Annotated in this window: 20 protein-coding genes; 15 read left to right on the forward strand and 5 right to left on the reverse strand. The window is 41.7% G+C overall.

Annotated features, from left to right (window positions below; all coding sequences use genetic code 11):
* Nucleotides 1-130: 130 nt before the first annotated feature.
* The 4 genes from A7456_RS06465 to dnaA form a co-directional block, all read right to left on the reverse strand.
* The gene (locus tag A7456_RS06465; RefSeq protein WP_067008833.1) at nucleotides 131-1,291 is read right to left on the reverse strand and encodes a metallophosphoesterase; all 1,161 of its coding nucleotides are present in this window, start codon (nucleotides 1,289-1,291) and stop codon (nucleotides 131-133) included.
* Between the two features lie 66 nt (nucleotides 1,292-1,357).
* Nucleotides 1,358-2,503 (reverse strand): DNA replication/repair protein RecF, encoded by a 1,146-nt coding sequence (gene recF / locus A7456_RS06470; RefSeq protein WP_067008836.1) that lies wholly within the window; start codon nucleotides 2,501-2,503, stop codon nucleotides 1,358-1,360.
* Nucleotides 2,504-2,513: 10 nt separating this feature from the next.
* Nucleotides 2,514-3,653, reverse strand: a complete 1,140-nt coding sequence (dnaN, locus tag A7456_RS06475) for a DNA polymerase III subunit beta (protein ID WP_067008839.1) — start codon at nucleotides 3,651-3,653, stop codon at nucleotides 2,514-2,516.
* A gap of 118 nt (nucleotides 3,654-3,771) precedes the next feature.
* Entirely contained in the window at nucleotides 3,772-5,319 is a 1,548-nt protein-coding gene (gene dnaA, locus A7456_RS06480) for a chromosomal replication initiator protein DnaA (RefSeq protein WP_227713268.1), read from the reverse strand.
* A 636-nt stretch (nucleotides 5,320-5,955) separates the two neighbouring features.
* Here dnaA and rpmH point away from each other — a divergent pair.
* From rpmH to A7456_RS06560, 14 genes are all read left to right on the forward strand, one after another.
* Entirely contained in the window at nucleotides 5,956-6,090 is a 135-nt protein-coding gene (rpmH, locus tag A7456_RS06490) for a 50S ribosomal protein L34 (protein ID WP_029103370.1), read from the forward strand.
* 188 nt (nucleotides 6,091-6,278) lie between these two features.
* Nucleotides 6,279-6,668 carry a ribonuclease P protein component gene (rnpA, locus tag A7456_RS06495; protein ID WP_067008845.1) on the forward strand — a complete coding sequence of 130 codons (390 nt, stop codon included), beginning with the start codon at nucleotides 6,279-6,281 and terminating at the stop codon, nucleotides 6,666-6,668.
* A 6-nt stretch (nucleotides 6,669-6,674) separates the two neighbouring features.
* Nucleotides 6,675-6,989 carry a membrane protein insertion efficiency factor YidD gene (yidD, locus tag A7456_RS06500; protein WP_066893063.1) on the forward strand — a complete coding sequence of 105 codons (315 nt, stop codon included), beginning with the start codon at nucleotides 6,675-6,677 and terminating at the stop codon, nucleotides 6,987-6,989.
* A gap of 166 nt (nucleotides 6,990-7,155) precedes the next feature.
* Entirely contained in the window at nucleotides 7,156-8,814 is a 1,659-nt protein-coding gene (yidC, locus tag A7456_RS06505) for a membrane protein insertase YidC (protein ID WP_067008847.1), read from the forward strand.
* A gap of 302 nt (nucleotides 8,815-9,116) precedes the next feature.
* Complete coding sequence (mnmE, locus tag A7456_RS06510; protein ID WP_067008851.1) at nucleotides 9,117-10,547, forward strand: tRNA uridine-5-carboxymethylaminomethyl(34) synthesis GTPase MnmE; 1,431 nt, start codon at nucleotides 9,117-9,119, stop codon at nucleotides 10,545-10,547.
* A gap of 9 nt (nucleotides 10,548-10,556) precedes the next feature.
* The gene (nrdR, locus tag A7456_RS06515; protein WP_066884789.1) at nucleotides 10,557-11,045 is read left to right on the forward strand and encodes a transcriptional regulator NrdR; all 489 of its coding nucleotides are present in this window, start codon (nucleotides 10,557-10,559) and stop codon (nucleotides 11,043-11,045) included.
* On the forward strand, nucleotides 11,038-12,219 hold the full coding sequence (ribD, locus tag A7456_RS06520) for a bifunctional diaminohydroxyphosphoribosylaminopyrimidine deaminase/5-amino-6-(5-phosphoribosylamino)uracil reductase RibD (protein ID WP_082995488.1): 1,182 nt from the start codon (nucleotides 11,038-11,040) through the stop codon (nucleotides 12,217-12,219). Before nrdR ends, ribD begins: the two co-directional genes overlap by 8 nt.
* A gap of 554 nt (nucleotides 12,220-12,773) precedes the next feature.
* Nucleotides 12,774-13,436, forward strand: a complete 663-nt coding sequence (locus A7456_RS06530; RefSeq protein ID WP_066884783.1) for a riboflavin synthase — start codon at nucleotides 12,774-12,776, stop codon at nucleotides 13,434-13,436.
* A gap of 260 nt (nucleotides 13,437-13,696) precedes the next feature.
* Complete coding sequence (gene fmt / locus A7456_RS06535; RefSeq protein WP_067008856.1) at nucleotides 13,697-14,707, forward strand: methionyl-tRNA formyltransferase; 1,011 nt, start codon at nucleotides 13,697-13,699, stop codon at nucleotides 14,705-14,707.
* A 4-nt stretch (nucleotides 14,708-14,711) separates the two neighbouring features.
* On the forward strand, nucleotides 14,712-16,043 hold the full coding sequence (gene rsmB, locus A7456_RS06540) for a 16S rRNA (cytosine(967)-C(5))-methyltransferase RsmB (protein WP_227713269.1): 1,332 nt from the start codon (nucleotides 14,712-14,714) through the stop codon (nucleotides 16,041-16,043).
* Between the two features lie 127 nt (nucleotides 16,044-16,170).
* Nucleotides 16,171-17,583, forward strand: a complete 1,413-nt coding sequence (thrC, locus tag A7456_RS06545) for a threonine synthase (protein WP_067008863.1) — start codon at nucleotides 16,171-16,173, stop codon at nucleotides 17,581-17,583.
* A 187-nt stretch (nucleotides 17,584-17,770) separates the two neighbouring features.
* The gene (locus A7456_RS06550) at nucleotides 17,771-18,940 is read left to right on the forward strand and encodes a LysM peptidoglycan-binding domain-containing protein (RefSeq protein ID WP_228141027.1); all 1,170 of its coding nucleotides are present in this window, start codon (nucleotides 17,771-17,773) and stop codon (nucleotides 18,938-18,940) included.
* A 228-nt stretch (nucleotides 18,941-19,168) separates the two neighbouring features.
* Nucleotides 19,169-20,326, forward strand: a complete 1,158-nt coding sequence (dprA, locus tag A7456_RS06555) for a DNA-processing protein DprA (protein WP_067008868.1) — start codon at nucleotides 19,169-19,171, stop codon at nucleotides 20,324-20,326.
* Nucleotides 20,313-20,936 (forward strand): L-threonylcarbamoyladenylate synthase, encoded by a 624-nt coding sequence (locus A7456_RS06560; RefSeq protein WP_067008871.1) that lies wholly within the window; start codon nucleotides 20,313-20,315, stop codon nucleotides 20,934-20,936. The genes dprA and A7456_RS06560 overlap by 14 nt, the downstream gene beginning before the upstream one ends.
* Before the next feature lie 93 nt (nucleotides 20,937-21,029).
* Here the strand turns inward: A7456_RS06560 and A7456_RS06565 are convergent, their stop codons facing one another.
* On the reverse strand, nucleotides 21,030-21,212 hold the full coding sequence (locus A7456_RS06565) for a hypothetical protein (protein WP_062498787.1): 183 nt from the start codon (nucleotides 21,210-21,212) through the stop codon (nucleotides 21,030-21,032).
* A gap of 492 nt (nucleotides 21,213-21,704) precedes the next feature.
* Here A7456_RS06565 and A7456_RS06570 point away from each other — a divergent pair, with 492 nt between their 5' ends.
* Nucleotides 21,705-23,276, forward strand: coding sequence for an AbgT family transporter (locus tag A7456_RS06570; protein ID WP_067008874.1), 1,572 nt, complete (start codon nucleotides 21,705-21,707; stop codon nucleotides 23,274-23,276).
* The last annotated feature ends 174 nt before the right edge of the window (nucleotides 23,277-23,450 follow it).

Raw genomic sequence — 23,450 nt, forward strand, 5'->3', positions numbered from 1 at the left:
CATATCAGAGATGGTAAATTTGGTCTTGGCTAGGGTGGATTAGTGGTCTTAGCAGTGTCTATTTTTACCAAATTCTGCCAACATAAAAACAATAAATCTAATTAGAATCTTAACAACAAGATTCTTGGCATCATAAACCGCCAGAGCTTACATTCTTTTGTCTGTCAAACTCATCATTCTCCATATCTCCACGCATCTCTATCACCCACACCTCAGCTTGTGAACCCAAGCGAAATGGCACACCCCAAAAACCATATCCTGATGAGACAACCACATGCGTGTTGTTGATTTTTTTATACCCATAAGCCACACGGTTTAGGGCTTTGACGATAAAGTTTGCTGGGAAAATCTGTCCATTATGGGTATGTCCTGAGACTTGCAGGTCAATGGGAAGCTGGACATTTTGATCAATCTGGCTGGGTCTGTGGTCAAGCAGTATCACAAGATGGCGAGTATCCACGCCACGCATCAGCTCTTGTGTGGACAGGCGATTGGCATGATAATCATCATATCGTCCGACGATGGTCATGGGTGTGTTATTAATGACAAACATTTGAGTACGGTCATCAAGCAGTATCGCTCCACCATCACGCACTGCCTGAACGATGGCATGACGTTCTTTGGCATCATACAAATCATGATTGCCAAGACTTGCGATGAGATTACCATTGACTGCGGCGACTAAGTTATCAAAAGCGACGTTCATTTGTTCATCGTAATAGACATGTGTGTCATCATCCATGATATCCCCCGGCATGAGTAGCACGTCCACTTTTTCACGGCGTAAAATATCCGCCAAAAGGTTCAACTGACGACTGCCAACCAAATGACCCAAATGCGTATCGCTTGCCACGGCAAACCTAACAGGATTCATCGGTTTATCAATCTGTATGGACAAATGTCGCACCACAGGCATATAGGCGTTATAAACGGACAAACCGATCAGCCCCAAAAAACTTACCACACCAAACACACGCACCACAAGAGCATCCACCCCATTCATGATGGCGTTAAGATGGGGAATGTATTTGATGGCAAATACAAGCATTGTGGTCATGACAATGCTTAACATCCCAAGCCACAGCAGTGCCATATAACCCATACCAAAGCGAAATCGCCCAATAAACAATGTTACCAAAAACAAATGCGTAATGATAAACATGCTCACAAATACCGCTGTTTTGGCGTTTGGCAAATAGGGTTTTATAAGCCAAAATATGCCTCTCGCCCCAAGATAGCTAAACAGCTCAATAAATAAAATGGTTGTGGCTAAAAACAAAAATCGTCTCATGGTAAATCTTTAAAAATCATTCATCTTGCTCTTTTTATTTGGACTCATTCATCACGTTCGTCTGTTTCACGTGAAACATTTATTATTTGGTGTGATATTGCCCTGTTTCACGTGGAACTTTTTAAAACTTTTTGGCAATCTTAGGGCTGATATTTTTTGGGCAATCATCTCTGCTGTGCCATTTTTTAAGCTGGTTATCATCAGCTGACAGGGCAATGATAGCAATGTATCCAACAATAAATCCATCGCATCCACATCAAGCTCTGCATCAATATCATCAATAAGTACCACAGGCTTTATCTGATGATGCTCACACACAACTTGTAATTGTGAGAGTTTTAGGGCAATGATAAGTAATTTTTTCTCACCTCGAGAAAGCACATCCACCGCTTGACTTTTGATTTTTCCATCATCAGACCGCTTTAACATCACCATCACATCAGCACGATGAGCCCCCACTCGGGTATAGCCAAGCTCTATGTCAGAGTCCAAGCGAGATGCCAATATAAAAAGCAATCCTGCCTTATCATCAAAACCTGCCTGATAAGACAGATAAATATCACCTTGATAATGTGGTAACAGTCGCCCCATCATCTCATCAAAACGTACCTGCCATCGCTCAAAAATCACCTGACGACATTGGTGCAATCTGCCTGCATGGTATGACAACTGACCATCCCATGCTCGCACTTCATCAATTCTCTTATGCACACTGGGGGATTTTAGTAATAGATTTCGCTGTTTAAGCAGTCGCTGATGGGCAAGCCATTCTCCATGAAATTCTTGTTTCACGTGAAACGTCAGCCAATCCAACATTTGCCGTCTAACATGACTGCCCTCTTCTAACACCATCATACCGCCAGGATCAATGGATAGTACTGGCAAAGCATGGGTTAGAGAGCTTTGGGTTGTTACGGTTTGCCCGTTGAGTTTTAATGTCGTTGTTGCCAGATGCTTATCATCAAGTTTTTTTTGCACCGCCAGCATGTCATCCTTTGTCATCGCCCATACTGTACAAGATTTTTGATGATGGCTGATGTATCGTTTGGGTTCGTGATGACGAAAAGTCTTACCCCGAGACAACAAAAACACCGCCTCCAAAAGCGATGTTTTGCCACTGCCATTACACCCCACAAATACATTATAATCAGCCAGTGTTAGGCTTATCTTATTTAGGTTTCGTACATGAGTAATTTGTAGCCGTGTTATCATACCCTGCCCATCACACACGCATGGGCATGACAACATACTGATAATTATGGTCATCGCCTACCTGATAAATACGTGTTGGGCTGGTTGGGTGTATCATTTCTAGGCAAATGTCTTCTTCTAGCACATTCAAAACAGCACGCAAATAGGACTCGTTAAAAGAAATCTCAATCGGCTCACCTGTGTAGTTAACCATCACCTCTTCTCTGGCCTCGTCTTGCTCACGGTTGGTTGAGATGACATCCACCGTCTCGCTTTTTGCAAAGTGTAACAACACCCCAGGGGAATCTTTGGTATTTACCACGGCCACACGACGCAAGACCTCAATCATGTTATCTTTATTAAAAATGGCAATTTTATCATTATTAACTGGCATGACACGACGGTAGTCAGGGAATTTACCCTCAATAAGACGGGCTGTCAAAGATATCATCATTTGCCCAAAGTTTAAATTAACGGTCAAAAAGTCATCATCAAAACCTAAGGTAACCATCTCGCCATTTTCTTCGGTGCTTTTAAGTAGGTCAGTTAAGAGTTTTTCTAGACCACTGACCGCCTTACCAGGGATGATGACTTTAATCTCATCATGACTGTCTGCCAAACTCTGGTACGCTACTGCCAAACGATGTCCATCGGTTGCCACCGCGGTTAATTTATCATCTTCAATCTCAAAGAGCAGTCCTGTTAAGTAGTGACGCACATCTTGGGTTGCCATGGCAAAACGAGTGTGTTTAATGAGATTAAAAAGTGCATCTCGTCCGATTTTGACAAGTTTATCTGAATGTGGTTCGCCAATGCTTGGGTAATCCTGAGCAGGTAGGGTACTAAGCATGTACTTACCTTTGCCACTGGTGATATGACAGCGACCGTTCGCCACTTCAATGCTAACCATGTTATCAGGCAGGGCTTTGCAAATGCCAAAGAACTTATCTGCGGCGATGGTTACCGCGCCTACCGTCACACACGCACCATCAGGCAAGCTAATAACATTGGTCAACTCCACATCCAAATCAGATGCGGTCAAAGTCAGACTTTGTGGTTTTAGCACCAGTTTTAGGTTGCCCAAAATCGTCATTTGATGATGGTTGTCCACCGCATCAATGATGAGTGTAATGGCTTTGATAAGTAAGGTTTTATCAATGACTAATTTCATAAAAATCCTTCATGCTTATAAAAAATAACATATCTGTATTTGTGTATTATAACAAAGTTCACACAGCATTTCATGACAATACACGCACAAACTTCATAGCCATGATAAACCTTTATCATCAGGCAAATTCAAGCGTGGCAAGCAAAGCTTGATAGTCTTTTTCCACCGATGATTCTACTGCTCGCAGTTCACTGATTTTTTCACAAGCATGTATGACCGTGGTATGGTCTCGCCCACCAAATACCTGCCCTATCTCAGGAAAGCTGTCTTGGGTTAGCTCACGCACCAATGCCATCGCCATCTGACGGGGGCGGGCAATATTACGAGCCCTCTTTTTACCAATCAAATCTTTAACCGATACGCCATAATACTCTGCCACCAAATCACGAATGTTCTCTGCATTGACCGCACGGGCACGAGCCTCAATACGGTCTTTGATGGCATAACGTACCAGTGAAAGCGTCACCTCACCACCCACCAACAGGGCATTGGCACGCACTTGATTTAATGCCCCCTCCAATCGGCGAACATCAGGGGGCATATTTTGTGCCATAAAAATCGCACAATCTTTGGGCAATTCCATGCCAAGCAGGCTTGCCTTTTTTTGTAAAATTTGCATACGCATTTCAATGTCAGGCGGTTCAATGGCAAGCGACAACCCTCCTTCAAAACGTGATAAAAAACGTGTATCAAAATCCTGCATTTGTGATGGCGGTCTGTCGGATGCCAAAATTAGCCGTTTATCACCTTTGGTAAATTCGCCAAATAGTAACATCAAAAACTGCGACACTTTTGGGCCGTTTTTGTTATTAATCATATGCACATCATCAACGATGAGCAAATCCGCTTGACAGATACGCCGAAGCAAAGAATCTGCCCCACCCTCACCCCCACGCAAGGCATTAATGGTCACCTTAAAAAACTGGTCTTTGCTAAAATAACACACCAAAAGCCCTGCGCGTTCATAGCGATGAGCCACCGCATGCATGAGATGGGTCTTACCCAGCCCCGATGAACCATAAATAAAATACAAATGCGTGTCCTGTTTGGCGGTTTTATCGGTAAGATTTTTGGTCAACTCTTGGCAGGCGTTATATGCCAGCACATTAGATTTACCTTTGACGAAATTTTCAAAGGTAAATCGTCCTTCTAAGGGCTGGCTCTCTTCAATACTGGTAGGTTTTTTAGGGGATTTTGATTTTTGTTTTTTTAAGGTTTTATCCACCCTCTCAGTTTTTGGTGCAAGAGACATGACCCTAAGAACAACATCTGACACATTCTGACCACCACCACTTGCCAAACGTGCCACAACCGCACGGATTTTATCGTAATAATGCGTCTTAATGCGACGAATAAACACATCATTAATGGCAAACAGCACCAATGCATCTTTGGCAAATACAGGCTTTAAAGAACGTAACCACTGATTAAGCTCGCTCTCTTTGAGTTCATGTTTTAGTTCAGACAAGCATGACTGCCAAAACAGCTCAGCATCAGCGTCATGTTTTTGAACATCATCAATCACAGCATCATTTGCCAAATTTTCATCACCTCTTATGGCAACAACACCATCTTCACGACGAGCATCTGTATTATTACCTGTATCCATCTCATCAGCTAACAGATACTCTGGCATAATCTCATCAAACAGCGATATATTTTGCATGGTGAAAACTCAACTTTAACGATTAACCCTAAGGCGTGTTCGCTCCTATGACAAACCTATGACAAAACCCATCATAAAACAAACAATGGTATGCCTGCTCTTAAATTTTTGCCTATCATACCACAAATTTGACATTTTTCAATGATAATTTCATGTGGATAAGTATGTGGATAAGTATGTGGATAACAACAATAAAAAAATTTATTCACATTTTATACACAGGTTATCCACAGGCTTATCAACAATGTAAATATTTGATTATTATAAAAAAACACTACTTATCAACAGAAATATGCAACCCTTATTATTATTATACTTATATTAATATAAATAATAAGGGAGTAAAAAACCTGTGGATAACTTCACTAAAACCTGATAATAATTTACTTTTAGCAAAAAATACAAGAGCATACAACAACCGTATGGCATGATAACACTGAAAAATTAACACCATCAAACCATAATACCTAAAAAATATCTTGACTTAAAAATATCTTTTTAGTAGAATATCTAGGTTTTTCACTAAATATTAATCATGACCACATTAATTGTTCTGATAAGCACATGTTTGGTTAAATATCATCCATCACATAGATGGCTTCTGCAGAGCCTGTGATACAACCTTAAGGTATTATTATGAAACGTACATTCCAACCTAGCGTTCTAAAACGCAAACGCACCCATGGTTTTCGTGCTCGTATGGCAACCAAAAATGGTCGTCAAGTCCTAGCACGTCGTCGTGCCAAAGGTCGCCATCGTTTGACCGTATAATCAAACACATCATCTGACAATCATTATCGGTAATTAACATTTTACTGATTATGAACTTAAAAGATTAAAAGCACTCTTTTGGGGTGCTTTTTGTTTACCTAACATTGCTTTATGATTTGTATTTTGGATAAGTGATTGACGAAACAAGTCAAGCCTTGTATGATAGTCTGATTTAACACGTTTATACCATGATAAATTCACAGCCTGGTGCAATACCATTGTCTTTTACCAAAGCAGAGCGTTTACTTCACCCCAATGAATTTAAACGAGTATTTGATAATCCCATCAAAAAAATCCACTCAGAGCATCTGCTGTTATTTATCCAAACAGGCGTACCAGAGCAAACACAGGCACGTTTGGGACTTGCCATCACCAAAAAAAAGGTGAAACTTGCTGTCATGCGTAACCGCCTAAAACGTCTTAGTCGTGAGATCTTTCGCCACACCGCCCCCACACTCGGGTCTGTGGATGTGGTATTGATTGTTAAAAAAAGCTACGCAAAAAAGACTGACCTAAATGATGAGCTGACACACATTTTTGAAAAATTGGCCATACTTTTTCCAGCCATTTCAATCTGATTGGTCATGTTTACTAAGTTTTTGCAATTTTTTGTCAAGTTTTATCAAAAAGCAATCAGTCCACTTATTCTTGCTCGTTGTCGCTATTACCCAACTTGTTCAGCGTATGCTTATACTGCACTGACCATTCACACCGCACCAAAAGCCCTAATGCTCATCACAAAAAGAGTGCTGTCTTGCCATCCTTTTGGTGGTTATGGTGTTGATTTTGTGCCAGTACCATTATATCGTTATACCTTTGTGCCAGCGATTGTTTTACACCGTCATCCTTTAAAAGACCGCCATTCTTATCAAGTTCATCAAAGTCATTTGGTCAAATAAAATGTTCACTTAATCTAAGCGTTTTATGCTGATGAGTTAAATTTGCCCCAAATCAGCCAATCTCCATATTTGGAATTATTTACAAAAAAAGGGGGTATTTTTTGTTATTTTATTGTAAAATAGATCATTTTGTTTTCTATTTTAAACATTGCAAAGGCTAAAACTTATGCAAAAGATTTTACGGACTTTAATTATTATTGCCATGCTCATCACCTCCTATCTGCTTGTGCTTGCGTGGCGAGATGATTATACCAATAAGCCTGTGAGTGTCAAACAACCTGTGGCAACACAAGGGGTAAATGATGTGCCAAATGCCACTGGCGGTGATGTGCCAGTAGTGGGTGGCGCAACGCCTGTGATGGCATCTGATGTCAGTGGTGGCTTAATTGATGTCTTAACCGATCGTTATGAGATTAAGATTAACCCTGTGGGTGGGGACATTGTTTATGCAGGGTTGAAGCAATATGATGCCACACTTGACAGTAGTGAGCGTTTTGCACTGTTAGAGAGTGAACAAGGTCGTACTTATGTTGCCCAATCGGGGCTGGCAGGACAAGATGGTATTGATACCAATGCTGGGCGTGCCATTTATCAAAGTCCCAGAAGCAGCTATGACATGGCAGGCACAGCAGTACTGACAGTGCCACTCATCCACGAAAAAGATGGTATCACCATCACCAAAACTTATACTTTTAAGGCCGGTGAGTACCCCATTAACGTGGCGTATAACATCAATAACACCTCTGATAAAGTATGGCAGGGTAACATGTATGCCCAATTAAAACGTGATGGCTCATCTGATCCTGGTCTTGATAACAAAGGCATGATGGGTATGCCAACCTATCTAGGTGGAGCGTGGGGCGTACCAAACGAGCCTTATAATAAATTAAAATTTAAAAACTTCAATGATGCCAAGCTAAATGTCGTTAGTAATGATGGCTGGGTAGGAGTGGTTCAACACTACTTTGTCTCAGCATGGACACCGGGTAATTTTGATGGGCAATTTTATAGCCGTGAGAGTGGTGGCGAGCATTTTATTGGTTTTAATAGCCCCGCCATCGTCGTTCCTGCTGGCAAGCAGATGACCATAGACGCCACACTTTATGCTGGTCCTAAGGTACAAGATGAGATGGCAGGGGTGGCAACAGGGCTTGAAAAAACGGTGGATTATGGCATTTTTTGGCCCATTTCAAAGCCGATGTTCTTAATTCTTGAAGCTTTGCATAAAATCTTAGGTAATTGGGGTTGGGCGATTGTTGGACTGACCTTGATTGTTAAGATTGCTTTATTTTGGCTGTCCAATAAAAGCTATGTGTCTATGGCAAAAATGCGTGCCATTGCCCCCAAATTAGAAGCCCTAAAAGAAAAACATGGCGATGACCGCATGGCGATGAGTCAGGCGATGATGCAGTTGTATCGTGATGAGAGGGTCAATCCCATGGCAGGCTGTTTGCCGATTTTGTTACAAATGCCGATTTTCTTGGGATTATACTGGTGCTTGGTGGAGAGTGTGGAGCTGCGTCATGCCCCTTGGATTTTGTGGATTAAAGATTTATCCGCCATGGATCCATGGTTTATTTTGCCAATCATCATGATGGCAACCATGTATGTTCAACAGCTTTTAAACCCACAACCAACCGATCCCATGCAAGCTAAGATGATGAAAATCATGCCACTCATTTTTGGGGTATTTATGTTATTTTTCCCAGCAGGTTTGGTACTGTACTGGACGGTAAACAATCTATTTAGCATGGCTCATCAGCAGTTTGTGAATAAACGTGTTGAAAAAGCTTATAACAAACCTGTTAAAGTACTGTCAGATTGATTGTTTATCAGTCCCAAACCAATCCGCCTTATTTGGGCGGATTTTTTAGGTGGAGTGGAGAAATAAGACAAAATGAGTTGTGATTGATTTGATGTTATTAATATCAAATAAAAACATTCATAAAAAATTCACCGCCAAAAGCGACCCAAAACAAAACAATACTTTGGATTATACGTTAAAAGCAATCATTAATCATTGCCTTTATGTTTTACCCATTGTGATGTGGTTTGTAATTTGGAACTTATGATAGCCAATTATTGGTAAATATGCTAAGATGATTCATTTATTTAGACAATTTAGTCATGACAACAAAAACATCAGCTTCTGCCCAACAACCCACCATTGCTGCCATTGCCAGCCCTATCGGTCAAGGTGGTGTGGGGGTAATTCGTCTGTCAGGTCGCACCGCTTATGCCATTGGCTGTGCCATGTCAGGTCAATCCGCTCTCACGCCACGCCACGCTCATTTCGCCAAATTTAAGAACAGTGCAGGGCAAATCATCGATGAGGGGATTATTATCTACTTTAAAGCCCCACATTCATTCACAGGCGAAGATGTGGTAGAGCTACAAGGACATGGCGGTATGGTCTTGCAAAACTTGTTGCTGTCTGTTTGTTTTGAACTTGGAGCAAGACAGGCGATGGCAGGTGAGTTTTCAATGCGTGCTTTTGAAAATGACAAAATTGATTTGGTGCAAGCTGAGGCGATAGCAGATGTCATTTCTGCAACCAGTGTCGCTCAGCTAAGCAGTGCCATGCGTTCACTCTCTGGTGATTTTTCCAAAAAAATCAATGAGCTATCCAATAAAATCACCAATATCCGCCTGTATGTAGAAGCCAGTATTGATTTTTCTGATGAAGATGATGTGGTATTTTTATCAGATGGGGTGATTGAGTCCAACATTGATGAAATTTTAAATGCCATTGATGACATCTTGGTAACTGCCAAACAAGGGCAACTCTTGCGAGATGGGGTGCAGGTGGTGCTGGCAGGTCGTCCAAATGCAGGCAAGTCTAGCTTATTAAATTGCTTGGCAGGAACAGAACGTGCCATTGTTAGCAACATTGCAGGAACGACACGAGATACACTCTCTGAGGTACTTGTATTGGATGGTTTGACCGTACATTTGACCGATACCGCAGGGCTTCGAGATGCCTGTGATGAGGTAGAAAAAATTGGCATTGACCGTGCCAAATCTGCCGTCAAAGAGGCTGACATCCTACTCTTTGTTTATGATGTGAGTGGTGAGCGTGAGCCATTTGAACTTGCCAAAGAGTTATTTGCTGATATGATTGATGAGATTGGTGTGGAAAATTTTGAACGTAAATTAGTGATGATTGCCAATAAAGCTGATTTGTTGGATGGCGTTCCACGTGAAACCATGCAAATCAACCAAAATACCCCCAATGTTTCATGTGAAACAATCAGTCAAATACAAGTCTCTTGTATCACAGGTCAAGGGCTTGATGAGTTGGTAGATTTACTAAAAAACAAAGTGGGATTTCATCCACCAGAAAATAGCCTAATTGCCCGTACTCGCCACATTGATGCCCTAAAACGTGCCAAATCTCATGCCATGGATGCTCATACTCAGCTTGTCGTTTATCAAGCGGTAGAGTTGGTAGCGGAGAGTCTAAGACTGTCGCAAATGGCATTGGGTGAGATTATAGGACAGATGACGGCGGATGATTTGCTTGGGCGGATTTTTTCAAGTTTTTGTATTGGAAAATAGGAGAGTGATGTGCATTGTCCGTTTTGTGCTGCCATAGATACCAAAGTGATTGACTCACGTCTTGCTGCCGAAGGGTCGCAGGTTCGTCGCCGCCGCCAATGCACTGAGTGTGGCGAGCGTTTTACCACTTTTGAGGTAATGGAGGTGGTTATGCCACGTATCATCAAAAACAATGGCTTGCGTGAACCTTATGATTATAACAAGCTTCGCCGTTCTATGGCGTTGCCCCTACAAAAGCGCCCTGTGAGTATTGACGAAATAGATACAATAGTACACCGAATAGAACAACGCCTACGCCAAACAGGGGAGCGTGAAGTATCTAGTAAAGTGCTTGGCGAGATTGTCATGGCGGAGTTAAAGGAGATTGATGATGTGGCATATGTTCGCTTTGCCAGCGTGTATCGGGACTTTCAGGATATAGAGGCCTTTAAAGCCGAACTTGAAAACTTCGCTCCCAAAGTGTGTCATGATGACTTGCAAGGAAAAAATCATGACTGATGTTTTGAACGCTTTAACCAATATTTTGCCCAATACGCTAAAATCTTGCCTAAGTCCCATCCTGCCTGATGATGAAAGGTTTATGATGATGGCATTAGATGAGGCCAAAAAAGGTGAATTTACCACTCGCCCAAATCCTGCGGTGGGCTGTGTTATTATTAAGAATAACTTAATAATAGGCAAGGGTTTTCATCCCAAAGCAGGTTTTCCCCATGCTGAGATATTTGCCTTGGCTGATGCTAAAAATAACGGTCAAAACACAGCAGGAGCAACCGTTTATGTTAGCTTGGAGCCGTGTAGTCATACAGGCAAAACACCGCCCTGTGTGGACGCTCTGATCCACTCAGGGGTAACTCGGGTGGTGGTGGCTTGTGCTGACCCCAATCCACAGGTGGCAGGGTGTGGCATACAAAAGCTGTTGGATGCTGGTATTAGTGTATCGCTTGGTGTGTGTCAAAAGCAGGCTTATGAACTAAATGCAGGCTTTTTAAAAGCAATGGCGACAGGTCTGCCCTTTGTCCGTTTAAAAATGGGCATCAGCCTAGATGGACGCATTGCCATGCAAAATGGCGAATCCAAATGGATAACAGGCGAATTATCTCGCATGGATGTGCAAAGATTGCGTGCCAAAAGTGGAGCGATTATCACAGGTTCAGCAACCATCATCGCCGATGACCCTGCCCTAAATGTGCGTTTGTCTGATGTAGAGCTTGATAATATTGGTAAAACCGCCATACCACAGCCTAAGGTTGTAGTGATGGACAGAAGCCATCGCTTGGATTTTAAGGATTGGCAAATGGGTGATTGTTGGGGGGTAGATCAATTGCAGGGTCATAACCCACAATCGCATTATCAAGTACTCTCCTATGATAATACGATGATTTGGCATAATGATATTGCACCCTTGTTAAAATATTTGGTAGAAAAGTATCGATGTTATGATGTACTTGTAGAGACAGGGGCGACTCTTGCCACCAGTTTTTTGAGTCAAAATTTGGTGGATGAACTGATTATTTATCAAGCTCCTTGCCTGCTTGGGGTAACCGCTCGCCCAATGTTTGGGGCAGAGATTAAGCGGTTGCAGGATAAATTTGATTTTACACTTATGAATGTAGAAAGGCTTGGCGATGATATTAAAATGGTTTTTCATCCAAAAAACTTATCCACAGCTTGATTGCTAAAATATTTAACCTCAGATTTGACAAAAAATGTTCCACGTGAAACTGTGGAAAACTTTTTTAAAATCAGTGTTTTCTATAAAAAATAGAAGCTAATGATGTGTCATAAGCCTTATTTTTAGAGTGTTCCACGTGAAACCAAGAATGACCAATCACGTTCCACATGAAACATTTCTGGATTGTGGATAAGTTGAAATGAATATTGACAAATGGCAAAGTTAAAACGACTTATCCACAGCCAACCATCAAGATTGGTTAAATATTGCCAACAAATCACACCTTTGGGTGAATGTATAAGACAGATTGTATTTACCTTATGATGATCATAATTTAAGCGGTTGTCATTTGTTTTGCTTTGTCTTTTTTGGGGTGTTTTGTGCATTTGAAGACATTGTTATTTAAAAGTTATTTAAAGACGTCGTTAATTGACCAATTAACTGCTTGGGTTGATTTAGAAAGTTGGATTTATAAGCACCCATTAACCACCCATTGATTTAAAACATTAACCATTTTAAAAAATACTCATAAAAATTCTCATAAAAGGTAAGTTATGTTTACAGGCATCATAGAAACGACAGGCACACTGACCGCCATTACACCCACAGGGGGTGATGTGCGATTGACGATTACTGCCCCTGATTTGGATTTTGGCGATGTTAAATTAGGTGATTCTATTGCGTCCAATGGCATATGTTTGACAGTTGTGGCAATAGATGGCAACAGTTATGTGGTAGATGTTTCACGTGAAACATTGACCACTTCTTCATTAAATATGTGGAAAGTAGGCGACACGTTAAACCTAGAAAAAGCCATGCTCCCAACCACTCGTTTTGGGGGGCATATCGTGGCAGGCCATGTGGACGGCGTGGGCAAAATTACCAAAATCGCCAAAGATGCCCGCTCGGTCTATGTGGAGGTATTTGTACCATCTGAGCTGATGAGATATACCACAGGCAAAGGCTCAATCACGGTGGACGGCATTAGTCTCACGACCAACCGCATAAAGCCGTCTGAAAATATCGTCTGCCTAAATATCATTCCGCATACTGCTGAGATGACCAACATCGCACGGCATTGGACGGTGGGGCGGGCGGTAAATTTGGAAGTGGATTTGGTGGCACGCTATTTGGAGCGACTTATTGGGGCAAAAACCGATACACCCCAAAGCAAAATTACCGAAGAGCTGCTTATCAACAGTGGATTTTTAAAATAGACGATGTGTGACATTTGGGTGATTGTTAGGATTTGTCTGTCTGATAAAAACTTGAAAATTGGTAGAAAATTAACCATAATCACCAAAGCCAAATTGTCATTTTTTTGAGTGTAACATTGAGTGTGGTTTTCTAATATAGATTAAAATATTTAATAAAATCAATAGGATATTTTAAAAATGATTTTGACGGCACATAAAAATCACTCTTTGTTCAACCCATGATTGATGGGATTATTATTTAACATGTATTAAGGTAAAACATGAATCATAAGTTACGCCTAATTTTTGCAGGTACACCAGAATTTGCCAAGGTTGCTTTACAAGAGCTTATTGACCACCAAGATGAGCTAAATATTGATATTGTGGCGGTCTATACCCAGCCCGACCGCAAGGCAGGGCGTGGGCAAAAATTAACTCCAAGCCCTGTCAAAGAGCTTGCTCTTAGCCATAATATCCCTGTGGAACAGCCGATAAGTTTTAGCCTAAAAAGTGAAAATGGACAAGTTTCACGTGAAACACTTGCCAATTATCGTCCTGATGTGATGATTGTCTGTGCTTATGGCTTGATTTTGCCGATTGGTGTGCTGGGTACCCCAACTTTTGGCTGTCTAAACATTCACGCTTCGCTGCTGCCTAAGTGGCGTGGTGCAGCTCCCATTCAGCGGGCAATTTTGGCGGATGATGCGACCACGGGCATTACGATCATGCAGATGAATCAAGGGCTTGATACAGGTGATATGCTATATAAACTCCCTTGCGATATCACAAATACTGATACGACTCAAACACTCCATGATAAACTTGCCAAACTTGGTGGTGTGGCGATGACAACCGTACTAAAAGATTTGGCAACTTATCAAGCCAACGCCAAGCCACAAGATGACAGCCTTGCCAATTATGCTAAAAAAATAAGCAGTGATGAAGGGCAAATTAACTGGCAAAACTCTGCCCATCATATCAACCGCCAAATCCGTGCGTTAAATGCGTTTACCTTTTTAAATGGTGAGCGTATCAAGGTGTTAGAATGTATGCCCATAAAACTTAACCAAACCACAACCGAGATGCCAGCTAAGATTGTAAGTGTGGGGAAAAAGGCGGTGCTGGTGGCGTGTGGTGCTGATGACAATGGCGATAAGCATTTGATAAATATCACAAAAATGCAATGGGCAGGGGGTAAACCCTTGACCGCCGAGCAAATTGCGGTGGGTGATAAATTAAAAGACGGTGAGATTTTTGATGGTCATACCAATAAAAATATCAATGATAGGTAATGATATGAAAATCAACTCACAATTACCCATCCGAGCCAATGTCATCTTAACACTTGAAAACATCAAGCAAGGGCAGTCTTTATCATCGTTATTGGATGATTTATTAACTGCTCTCAAAGACAGTCAAAAAGGTTTTGCTCACCAGTTATTACTAGGCACGCTTCGCCATTGGCATGCCATTGGTCGCATTGGTGAGAGTCTCATAAAACAACCTCCAACTGATATGAGTGTCATCTGTGCGTTAAATATGGGCTTGTATGAACTTTTATATATGAACACGCCTGATTATGCTGTGATTAATGAGACATTAAACGCTCTAAAAGCATTAAATAAAAATTATGGCGTGGGGTTTATTAATGCCGTATTGAGAAAAGTAGCGGACAAAAAAGAAAAATTTACCAAAAAAATACAAAAAAATCACAGCTTGCCCAATTGGCTTGCCAAACAAATTAAGCAGGATTGGGGGGAGTATTATGAAAATTTGGGGCAAAATTTGCGAAAGTCTGCTCCGATATTTTTGCGTGTGAATGGCAAATTTAGCACGCTGGATAAGTATGCTGATTTGTTAAATTCTGCTAATATCGCTCATCAAATTCTACCGCTTGGCGTGGCGGATGAGCGTGTGATTAAGCTGACTGCTTCGCAAAAAGTGCAATCTTTACCGCATTTCCAAGACGGCTTTGTGAGTGTGCAAGACCGTCATGCCCAGCTTTGCGGACATATCTTAAAGACCTTAGATTTGCCCAAAAATCTAAGGTTGTTGGATGCTTGTACCGCGCCTGGGGGGAAGTTGGCACAGCTGTTGGAATTATCAAATGATGTGTTTCACGTGGAACATATTACGGCGCTAGATAATGATGAAAAACGCCTAAATCGTGTGCATGATAACTTAACTCGCTTGGCATTGGCAGATGGGGCAAAGGTGATTTGTGCAGATGCCACAAATTATCGGACGGATGTATCCTTTGATGTCATCGTGCTTGATGCACCGTGCAGTGCCACAGGGGTTATCAGAAGACACCCTGATATTGCCCTGCTTCGCACTGAACAAGATGTTATTCAGACGGTTGCCTTGCAAGTGGATATCTTGCAAAATCTGTGGCAAAATTTGATGGTGGGTGGATATCTGCTGTATGTCACCTGTTCATTGTTAAAAATAGAAAATGAGAAACAGATTCTAAACTTTCTTGCCAATACGCCAAATGCCAAAGCGGTGGATTTTGGGTTAAATCTACCATCTCAAATCAAACAAACAGTGGGTTATCAATGCCTGCCACTAAGTGATGATGATGGAGATGGATTTTATTATGCACTTTTGCAAAAAGTAGATAGATGATATGATGATTTGTCATTATGTTTGTCATTGTATTTGTTCTAAATTAACTTATCATGATATCATTCTAAATTAACATTGATGCCAGATTAATATTAACATTGATTTTTTAAATTCAAAAGGTATTTTTATGAAATATATCAGCACTCGTGGCAATACCGCCCCCATGCAATTTAGCGATGTTTTGCTTATGGGGCTTGCCCCTGATGGTGGTTTGATGCTTCCAGAGTACTACCCACAGATTGACCGTGCGACTTTGGATAAATGGCGGTCGCTGTCTTATACTGAGCTTGCTTTTGAGATTATGTCGCTGTTTGCAACCGACATCCCCAAAGATGATTTAAAGGGTCTGATTGACAAAACCTACACCAAAGCCGCCTTTGGCACGGAGGAGATTAGCCCTGTTCGCACACTAAAAGATGGCATTAAAATTTTGGAGTTATCTAATGGGGTAACGCTTGCTTTTAAGGATATGGCAATGCAGTTTTTGGGCAACGCTTTTGAATATGTCCTAAAACAAAAAAATAAACGCCTAACCATCATCGGAGCAACCTCTGGCGATACAGGCAGTGCAGCAGAATATGCCTTGCGTGGTAAGGATAATATTGATGTCTTTATGATGTCGCCATGTGGTAAGATGAGCGAATTTCAAAGAGCTCAAATGTATAGTTTAATGGATGATAATATTCATAATATCGCCATTGATGGTATGTTTGATGATTGTCAAGATATTGTCAAAGCGATACAACAAGATAAAGCCTTCAAAGATAAATATCAAATTGGCACGGTCAATTCTATTAATTGGGGTCGTATTTTGGCTCAAATCGTTTATTATTTTAAAGGCTATTTTAATGCTACCAATAATAATGATGAAAAGGTAAGTTTTTGTGTACCATCTGGTAATTTTGGCAATGTCTGTGCAGGTCATATCGCCCGTGAGATGGGATTGCCAATTCATCGCTTGATTGTGGCAACCAATGAAAATGATGTTTTAAATGAATTCTTTAAAACAGGCAAATACATTCCCAGAAAAGCCAGCGAAACTTATATAACATCAAGTCCGTCTATGGATATTTCAAAAGCGTCTAATTTTGAGCGATTTATTTATCTGCTTATTGGTAAAAATGGTGATGAATTAAATATGCTTTGGAAAGATGTGAATGGTGGTAGGGGATTTGATTTGTCGCATTTATTAAATGATGCCAATGACAAATACGGCTTTGTGTCGGGTAAATCCACGCACGCTGACCGCATCGCCACAATCAAGGCGGTGTGGGAAAGTGATGAGGATTTGCTGGACCCGCATACCGCAGATGGTGTTAAAGTTGCCCGTGATGTTCGTTTGCCTGATGAAACCATTGTTGTGGCGGAAACGGCGTTGCCTGCCAAATTTGCCCAAACCATCATAGAGGCGGTTGGACACATTGACATTCCAAGACCTCCTCACACCAAAGATATTGAAAGCCTGCCACAAAAAGTGGTGGTACTTGATAATAAGGCAGAGCTGGTTAAAGAGCAGATTGAGAAGTTTGTCAAGCTCTAAAAATGCACAAGTCATTAGATACAAAAGTCATTTTAAATAAGCCATTTTAAACCCAAATAAAATGGCTTTAACTTAATTTATCAGATTTTACCATCATCTTATCAAAAGTTTGTTAAATGATGTATTTTTGTCGGAAAGTTACCGCCAAATAATGATAAAATAGTTAATATTTTTTTACATTTGTGATATGCTAAGCAAAATTTTAGCAAGTTCGCAAGTTCTTGTCTTGCAAGATGCTCTTATTGCCTTAATAATGGATAATGATATGAAGCTAACAGTCCTAAAAAGCCTGATGACCGCTTGCCTAATCGGTGGTGTGATGATGTCATCAGCTCATGCAAATAACCCCGCCCCAACCATCAAAGCAGATGCTCCCAACCGCTATACCGTCAAAAAAGGTGATACATTGTGGGACATCTCTGGCAGATATCTAAATGCACCATACAGATGGCGTGAGATTTGGGCGACCAATCAACAAGTCAAAAACCCACATCTTATCTACCCGGGCGATATTCTTATCATGTGCATCATCAAAGGTCAGACGCTGGTCGGTGTGGATACAGGCGAGGGCTGTGCAGGCATTGAACGCCAAATGCAAGAGGTGCCAGCTGGCGATACCCCCATACAGCTTAACTCATCACAAGACAGCGTGCCTACCATTCCACTATCAAACATTCGTCATTGGCTTGACCGTGCGGTGATTGTGAGCCCTGATGATTTTGAGACAACTCCTTATGTATTGGCATCTAAAAAAGGCAATCTTATCACCGCAACAGGCGATAAAATCTATGTCAAAGGTGCACTGCTTACCCCCGGTCAGATCTATGGTGTTTATCGTAAGTCTGAGCCTTATGTAGATACAAGAACTGGTACGGTTGTGGGGCTAGAAGCCATTCAAGTGGCTCGTGGTATCGTTACTGATGTGTCGGGCAATGGTGTGTCAAGCATTCAGATTACCCAGTCATTTGACACAGAGATTCGTGAAGGTGATCGTGTATTCTCTGAGATTCACACCCAACTGCCTTTGGTGTTCTATCCTGCCCCCGCTCAGGTGAATCGTGGCGGTAGTATTGTTCGTGTGATGGACAGTATTGGCAGTGCTGCCAAAGGCAGTGTGGTTGCCATCAATATCGGTGCTACCCAAGGCGCAAGAGCTGGTCATGTTTTTGACGTATATCGCAAAGGTGCGCTTGTTCGTGATGTCTATGACAATGATACACCAGTTCGCTTGCCCAGTGAAAAAGCGGCTCAGGTGATGGTGTTTAAGGCATTTGACCATATCAGCTACGCCTATGTTCTCTCATCAGAGTTGCCACTTAATGAAGGCGATCAGTTGGTGCCACCTGATTATCTATAAAGTTTTATTTTTAAATTGCCAGTACGCTGTATTGGCAATTTTGTTTTGTCAATAAAATTTTGGGTGCATCCTAACTGATAATATGATGATGCTCTTATAAAAAAGCAGTCATGATATGGGGCATACTTGCCTTTGCTATTTGTTTATTTGTTATATTCTATGAATTTACAAAATATTATAATGGTAGGTATGCTCTAACATCACCTAATATAAAAATAAGTAATAACCATGAAATATCAATCACTAAATGCAACATCTGCCATACTCGCTTTGTGGTATGTGACAAACACATCTTTGAGTGCCTTTTATAAATTAACCGAACAATTTGGTGATGCAAAGCAGGCACTCATGGCAGAGCTTACAAAATGGCAGGAGCTTGGTGTGCATAACGCCCACATCAAAAGATGGCAAGATGCCGATGACGTCATGGCGATGGTAGATGGACTCTATGATGAATCAGAGCGTGGGACATATGGCATGCTTTTTATGGATGATGAGCGTTATCCTGACATGCTAAGACAAATTTATGACCCACCACCGGTGTTGTTTTATCGTGGGGAAGTCGCTCGTTTGTCAGATAGGCAAGTGGCAATTGTTGGCAGTCGTCATCCCACAGAATTTGCTTATCAGACAACTTTAAACATGGCAGAATATCTGACCCATCAAGGGCTGACCGTTACCAGCGGATTGGCAAGCGGCATTGATAAGGCTGCACATTTGGGTGCACTTTTGAATGGACGTGGGCAGACGGTTGGGGTCATGGGAACAGGCATTAATGTGTGTTATCCTAAAAATCAAAACGCTCTATATGCTCAAATTATCAATGATGGGGGCTGTCTTATCAGTGAGTTACTGCCTGCCACGCCCCCCACAAAACACAATTTCCCACGCCGTAACCGTTTGGTGGCTGGGCTGTCGCTTGCTACGCTGGTTACCGAAGCTGCTATTGCCAGTGGTTCACTCATTACCGCCCGCCTAAGTGCTGAGCAGGGCAAACAAGTCTTTGCCATGCCCAGTTTTGTTGATAATGTTAATGCTGAGGGTTGCCATCATCTCATCCGTGAAGGGGCGACTCTCATCTACCATCCCAATCAAATCGTTGATGAGTTAAGTGAGAGCATGACAGGTTATAATGCCCTACCCAAAACTTTCTCTCGGGGTGTTTTAGCACTTGATGACGCCCATCAAAAACCCCCTGTGCCTACACCAGTTGTTATCCCATCCCATTTACAAGGGGTGTTTGATAAACTGCCTGATAAGCCTACGGATTTGGATACGCTTGTGATGATGACGGCATCGGACGTTGGGGTATTGCTGGGGTCTTTGTTAGAGCTTGAAATGTTGGGAGTGGTCAAAGTGGTTGGAGGTCGTTATGAGCGGATATGACCATATCCCCCAAAGTCATGTTACTAAAAGTGTTGATGTGGCGTATGAATGGCTCATGCAAGGTAAGATTTTGGCGTATCCTACCGAAAGCGTGTGGGGGCTAGGTTCTCATCCTTTTGATGAGCAGGCAATAAATAGGCTGCTTGCCCTAAAAAAACGCCCTACCAACAAAGGCATGATTGTCCTAACTTCTGATGAATCCTATATTGAAGTATTTTTTAAAAATTTGTCAAAAGCTCGTCAAGACCAAATCATCAAAAGTTGGTATGCCAATGACAGACGGCAGGCAAGTACATGGCTGTTTGATATTCCAAAGGGGGTTGATGTGCCACGGTCTGTGCGTGGCGAACATGAAAGCCTTGGCATTCGGGTGATTCATCATCCCAAAATCGCCGCCCTATGTGATTTGTTTGCTGCCAATGACACCGACAATCCTTTTGGGTTTTTGCTCTCTACCAGTTGTAATATTGGTGGGCAAGCTCCTGCTCGTGATTTTTGCATGGCGTGGGATTATTTTGGCGATGGTGTGTATTATCTGTTGGGTGATACGCTAGGTTATGACAAACCCAGCCAAATCATCAACGCCAACACAGGAGAAGTGGTGCGATGATTTTGATTTCAATTTTGATTTTGATTTCAATAAAAAATCCTTCGTATGGTACAAAGGATTTTTAATGTAAGGGATTTTCAAAGCAGAGAGTGCTTAGATGCCAATGGCAGTTTTAAAAGCAGCTTCATCAAAGTCATCACCGTGAGTGACAACCACAGTGCCTTTTTCAACGTTGATATTGACAAACTTAACACCAGCGATATTTTCGGTTTTGGCAACCAAAGCATCAGCGGCAGCTTGGTCAGCAACAGTTAGGTTAAATTGAGATTGAGACATAAGATACTCCATGGATTAAATGATGGGTGGATGGTAATGATATAGATTAAGCATGGTATGAGTGTGTTTAAATTAAGATTTAAATCAACTCATCGTTTATTTAAAAAACAAATTGATACTAAACTTATTCTAGCTGATATCAGGTCTTATGCAATAAAATACAGATGAAATGTCATAAACTAAGCATCAACAGCATTGATTTTACAAGTCATTACAATGTAAGCTAATGTAATCCAAAAGTTAAGTATTCATCGCAGATTTGGGATTGTGATGACATGATTCATCAGCATGTTTAAAAGTATGAATTTTTCTGTGATTTTATCTTAGATTTTAAAAACTTGAAACAAACATTTTGATACAATATGTACCAAAATGTTTGTTTTTATTACTAAATTGTGATTTAACAATCGTGCTAAATGATGGCACTTTTTATTTATTATCTAACTACTTGATAAGATTGCATTTTATTGGGTTTTTTAAAAAGGAAAGGTTATGCAAGAAAAAGCAACATCTTCTCAAATGCAGAGATTTTTAAGAGGTGTGGAATGGCTTGGCAATCTGTTGCCACACCCTGCCATTTTATTTGTATGGATGTCGGTCATTCTGCTTGTAGCGTCTGCCATTTTGTCAATGATGGGCGTGTCGGTGGTTGATCCACGCCCAGAGGGTGCTAAGGGGCGTGGCGAAGATGGCATGATTTATGTTGTCAATCTCTTAAATGGTGATGGAATTGCTAAGATTGTTGAAAATCTGGTATCCAACTTTACAGGATTTATACCACTTGGGACGGTGCTTGTCGCCTTGCTGGGGGTGGGAATTGCTGAGCGTTCAGGCATGATTTCAGCAGCTTTGCGTGGGCTTGTCATGAACGCTCCACCAAAGATGGTAACTTTTGTGGTGGTCTTTACAGGCATCATGTCAAATACCGCCTCAGAGCTTGGCTATGTGGTGCTAATTCCATTGGCGGCGATGATTTTTCATTCATTGGGCAGGCATCCATTGGCAGGGCTTGCTGCTGCCTTTGCAGGTGTGTCGGGTGGGTACAGTGCCAATTTACTCCTTGGTACGGTTGACCCACTGCTGTCGGGCATCAGTCAAGAAGCGGCACGCATCATTGACCCTGAGTATGTCGTGGGTGCAGAAGCCAACTGGTATTTTATGGCGGTGAGCACATTTTTGGTGAGTGGCATTGGCTACTTTGTTACCGAAAAAATCGTAGAACCATCTTTGGGTAAATACAATCCTGATGATGCCGATGACCCAAGCGTACTTGATACTAAGGCAGAGAGACTGACTGCTTTGGAGAAAAAGGGACTGCTTTGGTCGGGCGTGTCCATGTTGATTTTTTGCTTGCTGCTTGCGTGGACGATTGTGCCTGCCGATGGGATTTTAAGGCATCCTACAACAGGTCTTGTGGCAGGGTCGCCTTTTTTGCATGGGATTGTGGTGTTTATTTTTGTGTTCTTTGCCATTCCAGGGATTGTGTATGGTAAGATTACAAATACCATCAAAACCAATGATGATGTGGTAAATGCCATGAGTGCTGCCATGAGTTCACTGAGCATGTACATCGTGCTGGTATTCTTTGCTGCCCAGTTTACCGCCTTTTTTAATTGGTCAAACATCGGCTCGGTCATGGCGGTATCAGGGGCAAATTTGCTAAATGACATTGGGCTGACAGGGCCTTTGTTGCTCGTGGGCTTTATTTTGATTTGTGCCTTTGTCAATCTCATGCTAGGCTCAGCATCGGCTCAGTGGGCGATTACCGCACCGATTTTTGTGCCCATGCTCATGCTAACAGGCTATGCCCCAGAGATGATTCAGGCGGCTTATCGTATCGGCGATAGCAGTACCAACATCATCACGCCGATGATGAGCTATTTTGGGCTTATTATGGCAGTAGCAATTCGCTACAAAAAAGACACAGGGGTTGGCACGCTCATGTCGCTTATGATTCCGTATTCGCTCTTGTTTTTGGTGGGGTGGACGGTGCTCTTCTGTATTTGGGTGTTTGCCTTGGGCTTGCCTGTTGGTCCTGGGGCTGCAACCTATTATACTCCCTAATCTTATCTTATGATAATCTTAAATCTCTTGTTTTATAACAAGGGATTTTTTGATATTCTAAGCTAAAACTGTCTGATAATCCTCCGTTTTGATTTGTCAATATGGGTTTTATCAAGGTGGCATTTGGTGATATTTGATGGCAATTGATGAATTTAATGGGGTGATTTTGATATT

It is taken from the genome of Moraxella nonliquefaciens, from assembly GCF_001679005.1.
GTDB classification, from domain to species: domain Bacteria; phylum Pseudomonadota; class Gammaproteobacteria; order Pseudomonadales; family Moraxellaceae; genus Moraxella; species Moraxella nonliquefaciens.